The 5,447-nt window shown below is 50.9% G+C and carries 5 protein-coding genes; 2 read left to right on the top strand and 3 right to left on the bottom strand.

Annotation, left to right across the window (positions count from 1 at the left end; genetic code table 11):
• A partial coding sequence (locus AQR02_RS32280) for an Ig-like domain-containing protein (protein WP_159067693.1) occupies positions 1–1,976 on the bottom strand: 1,976 nt, incomplete at its 3' end.
• Between the two features lie 274 nt (positions 1,977–2,250).
• Positions 2,251–3,537 carry a Gfo/Idh/MocA family protein gene (locus tag AQR02_RS04625; protein ID WP_054939580.1) on the bottom strand — a complete coding sequence of 429 codons (1,287 nt, stop codon included), beginning with the start codon at positions 3,535–3,537 and terminating at the stop codon, positions 2,251–2,253.
• Between the two features lie 141 nt (positions 3,538–3,678).
• On the opposite strand from AQR02_RS04625, the gene AQR02_RS04620 reads away from it, so the two are divergent.
• Complete coding sequence (locus AQR02_RS04620) at positions 3,679–4,509, top strand: helix-turn-helix domain-containing protein (RefSeq protein WP_342447439.1); 831 nt, start codon at positions 3,679–3,681, stop codon at positions 4,507–4,509.
• A 20-nt stretch (positions 4,510–4,529) separates the two neighbouring features.
• Here the strand turns inward: AQR02_RS04620 and AQR02_RS04615 are convergent, their stop codons facing one another.
• Positions 4,530–5,138 (bottom strand): SGNH/GDSL hydrolase family protein, encoded by a 609-nt coding sequence (locus AQR02_RS04615; RefSeq protein ID WP_054939579.1) that lies wholly within the window; start codon positions 5,136–5,138, stop codon positions 4,530–4,532.
• A gap of 54 nt (positions 5,139–5,192) precedes the next feature.
• Between AQR02_RS04615 and AQR02_RS33570 the strand changes: the two genes are divergently transcribed.
• On the top strand, positions 5,193–5,447 hold a 255-nt coding region (locus tag AQR02_RS33570; RefSeq protein ID WP_245237579.1), incomplete at its 3' end, for an aldo/keto reductase.

Raw genomic sequence — 5,447 nt, 5'->3', positions numbered from 1 at the left:
CAGTCATTTCCTGCCGCTGCGGGTGCACTTGTTACTTCATTGTGTGCAGTAATGTCCGTCAGCGGACTTTCCGACTTTTCCCGTTCGGTCAGGCTGACTTTGATCACATCCCCGGATTTCAGTCCTGCAAGAACCGGCACGGTTACTTCCCCGGTTGTTTCCGCTTCGTTCTTGGCCGTTCCCAGCACGGTAACGCCATCGGCTGCGTAGACAGTAACCTCGGCACCGGCCGGTACCTTCGTCACATTCACAGTATCCTTTGTAGCATTGGCAGTCATTCCTGCCGCTGCGGGTGCACTTGTTACTTCATTGTGTGCAGTAATGTCCGTCAGCGGACTTTCCGACTTTTCTGGTTCAGTCAGGCTGACTTTGATTACATCCCCGGATTTTAATCCTGCCGGAATCGCTACCGATACTTCCCCGGCTGTTTCCGCTTCATTCTTGGCCGTTCCCAGCACTGTCACGCCATCAGCTGCGTAGACAGTAACTTCGGCACCGGCTGGCACCTTCTTCACAGCTACAGTATCCGTTGTAGCATTGGCAATAACATCCTCTACCTGCGGCGCGGAGCTTCCTGCCGCAGCTTCGCTCATCCCGCTCAGCAGAACTACCCGGTCCGGTTCGCCATCCACTTTAAGTGTCAGATTTCCGTTAGATGTACCTGCTCCTTGCGGGGAGTACTGAACTTCAATAATTCCGCTTGCCCCTGGAGCAAGCTCGGCAGGAACCGTATTGTCTGTGATTATAAAATCGCCGTTAATCAACACTTCATTGATTTTAAGCGGAGTATCCGAGGTATTCGTTACAGTAACGGATACTTTCTTCTGCGTTGGATAGTTGAAATACAGGTTCGTGTTGGACAAATACAGTTTATATCCGCCTAGCAGTCCCTGAAATACCTTCAAATAAATTTCCCCGCTCTTTTCATACAGATACAAAATATCACCGTTTGTGGTGTTAATCGCCGCATTGGCAATGCTTGTGGCTGCAACCTCAACAGGTGAGGACAGGGTTGCACCCAGATCCTGGCTGACGCTGAAGAACACGGATAAGCCGTCGCTGAATCCGGTCACGACATTGCCGTAGCTGTCCGCGCTGAGCGAACGTCCCTGTGGGCTCATATTATTTCCGCCCATTATATCAGTCACGGTTCCGTCCCCGATATTCATGCGGACCATATTGGAATCAGAACCCGCTACAAACAGATACTGGCCCTTGCTGCCGGCGGATAATGCCCCAACAGAAAAATATACCATTTTGCCCGGAATCACTGGGGTTTCAAAGCTTTGCCCATGATTCTTGCTAACATAATATTTCAGGGATGGATCATCCTTCTGGACGATCAGATTTCCAGTCTGCGGATCGACGTGCAGATCGGTAAACGCATAGGATTCGTTAAAATCATAATTGTTAAATGTTGTCCCTTCATTGCTGCTGCTGTAATAAAGAGTTCGGCCTGAAGGATCCGTTACATAAATATAACTGCCATCCACCGCCATATGTGCAGAACTACCGAAAAGTGCGCCAACTGTGATCGGAGCACTGAAGGTTTTTCCGCCATCAGTGCTTTTAACCAGCACACCAGAACCTTCATTTACGCCTACAACATATACCGTTCCTGAAGAGGATACGGCGATTTCCGGCTCATAGCTGCCTGTGGCAGCCAGAACGCTGGGCTGGAAGGTCTTGCCGTTGTCCGAGCTCTTGGCAACACGGATTTCATCACCGCCGTTATATACAGCATAGATGGACCCGTCCGGCGACACAGCCAGATTTCTTGAGGTGTTGCCCGGGGCTATCGTCCAGGCAGAATTATTGGTATCGCTAACCAAGACCTCGCCGTATGCACTTGAATCCGACTGTGCGCTTGAATCCGACTGTGCGCTGACTACTCCGGCACCCGCGAAAGAGCCCAGACTCAGGCTGATGGTTGTAACAAGTGATAAGACCGCTGAAAAGAGACGCTTTTTCCTCATACTGCTATTCCTCCTGATCAATTCATACTAATTACCTATTTTCATGCTGGAATCCATATTAGCAGGTCGCTCTGAACAATCTCTTAACAAATCTCGACAAATTGCTAAGTAACAGGTCATAGTTCGACAAAAAATAAATTTAGCTAAACAAAAAAACAATAAGAGCCTCCCGATATAGTCATAAAATGACTGCACGGTACGGCTCTTAATATTTAGAGTATGAATAACTTAGGTGCATTCGCAGGTGGAATCTATGGTTGTGACAGCTTCTATTCTACAGCTTAATCAGCTGCTCTACCTTCACCGGCAGGCCGGTTGCGATCGAACGGTTGGCCGCAATACCGGTCATAATCGACCAGGCACCGTCTATATGGGAAGCTGCCCGGTGGAACCGGTCATCGGCCGGGCGCTCAAAAACATCCCGCAGCATTACCGGATCACCGCCTCCGTGTCCGCCGGCGCCTTCTTCAATCTCCACCTCATACGGCGCAGCGAACTGAGGATACACCGTAATCTGTTTGTCTTTTACCGCACCCTCCTGCTCCTTGCCGCCCCCGGCATTGACATAGGACTGCTCTATGACCTTTACTTCCATACGTCCCTTGGTTCCATTAAATACAACATTAAAGCCCTCCCAGGGCAGATAGGCATTCAGCGAATAGTTCATAATGGCTTTGTTCTTGTATTTCACCATGACACCCATCGTGTCCTCAATGCTGATATTGTCGCCGAATACACTCTGGTCGCGTAAGTATCCGTCCTCATGCTCAGTGTCCAGATACATCCGCTTCAGCTGCTCATTGTCCTTCAGATGCAGCGCAAACGGATCATTCTCTGCTGCAGCACTTCCGTGTACACGCTGATAAAATTCAGTAACACCGCGCTTCTCAGCATTCTCCCGGCCGTAAAAGCGCAGATCCCCCATTGCAAAAACCGTGTCCGGCTGCGAGCCCAGCCAGAAATTCATCAGGTCGAAGTGGTGCGTAGATTTGTGAACCAGCAGCCCTCCGCTGTTGCGCTTATCCCGGTGCCATCTGCGGAAATAATCAGCCCCGTGCTGCGTATTGAGCAGCCATTCGAAGTTGACGGAGAGGACCTCGCCGATCGCCCCCTCCATCAGGAGCTCGCGGATTTTGGTGTTGTGCGGTGCATAGCGGTAGTTGAAGGTCACCCGCAGCTTCTTCCCGGTGCGCTCTACGGCATCAAGAATTTCCTTACACTTCTCCTCGTCTGTAGTCATCGGCTTCTCGGAGATCACGTCGCAGCCCAGCTCCATCGCCCGGATAATATAGCGGTGATGTGTACGGTCAATGCTGGTGACGATGACCGTATCCGGCCGGGTCTCAGCGATCATAGTGTCAAACTCATGCGCCTTGTAGACCGGAACCGCATGATAGCCGTATTTCTCTTCCAGCAGCGTATTGGCATAGGCCATTCTTGCCCCGTTGACATCGCAAAAGCCGACGATCTCCGAGGTTTCAAGATAATGGCGTGTAATCTCCCCATAAAAAAACTCGGCGCGGCCGCCTGTGCCGACAAATGCATATTTACGCTTGCCCATTTCAATCACTCCATCGCTTATTGTTTTGAATGCGTTGACTAGGTATATTGTATAGTATAAGATACATCATTTTCTAAACGATTCTTGCTGAAAACCAGCCAAATTATGCATATATTATCCTAAACGGAGGAGCGAAAGCGTGTGCAGGAGGAGAAGCAGGAATTCCAGTTTTATGTGGAGCAAATCAAAAGAGCCGGCGCCTTCAGCATGGACACCGACCATTTTCACGATACCTATGAAATTTATTATCTGCTGGCCGGAGAACGAAACTACTATATCAATAACCTGGTCTACGCCCTGCGCCAAGGCGATCTGATCTTCATTAACCGCAATGAGCTGCACCGGACGATGGCCAAAGGCACTGTCCGGCATGAGCGTATCCTGATCAATTTCCGCCAGGAATTTCTGCAGGGGATGCCCGGCGGCATGGAGCTGGCCTTCCCCTTCTTCAGTGAACAATGCCTGCTGCTCCGCCCGGATGTCCATGAACAGGGCAGAATTGAGAATATCCTGTTTGCCATGCTGAAAGAGCAGCAGGAGCAGTGTACCCAGCAGTTTCCCTACTTGCAGAGCCTGCTGGTACAAATGTTAATTCAAATGAACAGAATCCGCGAAAGTGCCCGTGCAGCCATCGCTCCGGCCAATAATGAGAAGCAGCGGAAAGTCTATGACATCATCGAATATCTGCAGACCCATTACCATGAAACAGTGAAGCTGGAGGAACTTTCAGAACGCTTTTACCTCAGCATTCCTTATCTCTGCCGCCTGTTCAAGCAGACAACCGGCTTCACCATCGTGGAATATCTGAACTCGATCCGCGTCCAGGAAGCGCAGCGGCGGCTGCGGGAGGGCAGTGATTCAGTCACGCGGATCGCCGAGGATACCGGGTTTGACAGTATTGCCCATTTCGGCCGTGTCTTCAAAGGCATTGCCAAACGTTCGCCCCTGCAATACCGCAAGCAGAACCGCTGAAGAAGGATCCCCGTTAGGAATTAATCGTTCAGAATACCGCTTTTCTCTACCAGACTCATCCACTGCTTAGCAATCAGATCATGTCCGGCTGTTGTCGGATGTACACCGTCCCATAGCCAGTAGGCGTTATCCGCCCGCTGTGCGGCAGCCTCAAACATATCCTGCAGCGGAACAAACACCGCATCAAACGCCTCTGTCAGCTTACGCACAACCTGCTGGTAACAGGTTATCCGTTCATGCCATTCCGGCCAGTCCTCCGCCGGTGCGCCTGTATTCAGGATGAACGGTTCCATCAGCACGAGCTTCGTCTGCGGAAGCACCTCGCGCGTCTCCTCCAGCACATGGCGGTAAGCGCGTTCATAACTGTCTGTGATCCCGCCCGGCTCGCCCTTCAGAGCTCTCCAGATATTATTGACCCCGATCAGAATGCTGAGCACATCCGGCTGCAGCTCTGCCAGCTCACTGCCCAGCTTGGACGCGATAAGATAAGCGTAGCCGTGTCCATGAATATGGTTCGGGTCCTCATCGCGCCCGCGGTTGCCGTCGATAATGGAATCTCCCTGAAAGAGAATGACTTTGTTCGGTTTGGACCAGTCTTCTCCCGAAAAACTATGAAGTTGTGATAGTATTAACTTGAATGTTTCGAAACACCAATCATGAGAAAAAGAAGGGAATGAAGCTAAGTGAAGTATAGAAGACTTGGTAATACAGGCCTGAAGGTCAGCGAGATCGGGCTTGGGAGCTGGCTGACTTACGGAACGGCGGCAGAGCAGCAGGCAGCCGATGCTTGTGTGGCCAAAGCTTTTGAATGCGGTATCAATTTCTTTGACACTGCCAACGCATACAACCGCGGAGAAGGAGAAAAAGCGATCGGAGCCGCGCTCCGTCCGTATAAGCGATCGGATTACGTGCTGAGCACCAAAGTGTTCTTCCCGATG

Source organism: Paenibacillus ihuae, from assembly GCF_001368795.1.
GTDB lineage: Bacteria > Bacillota > Bacilli > Paenibacillales > Paenibacillaceae > Paenibacillus_AQ > Paenibacillus_AQ ihuae.
This window is presented reverse-complemented; position numbering and strand designations above follow the sequence as displayed.

Bases quoted from the DNA above. Each gene is read 5' to 3' on its own strand.
- AQR02_RS04625 (WP_054939580.1), bottom strand. From the start codon at position 3,537: ATGGGCAAGCGTAAATATGCATTTGTCGGCACAGGCGGCCGCGCCGAG.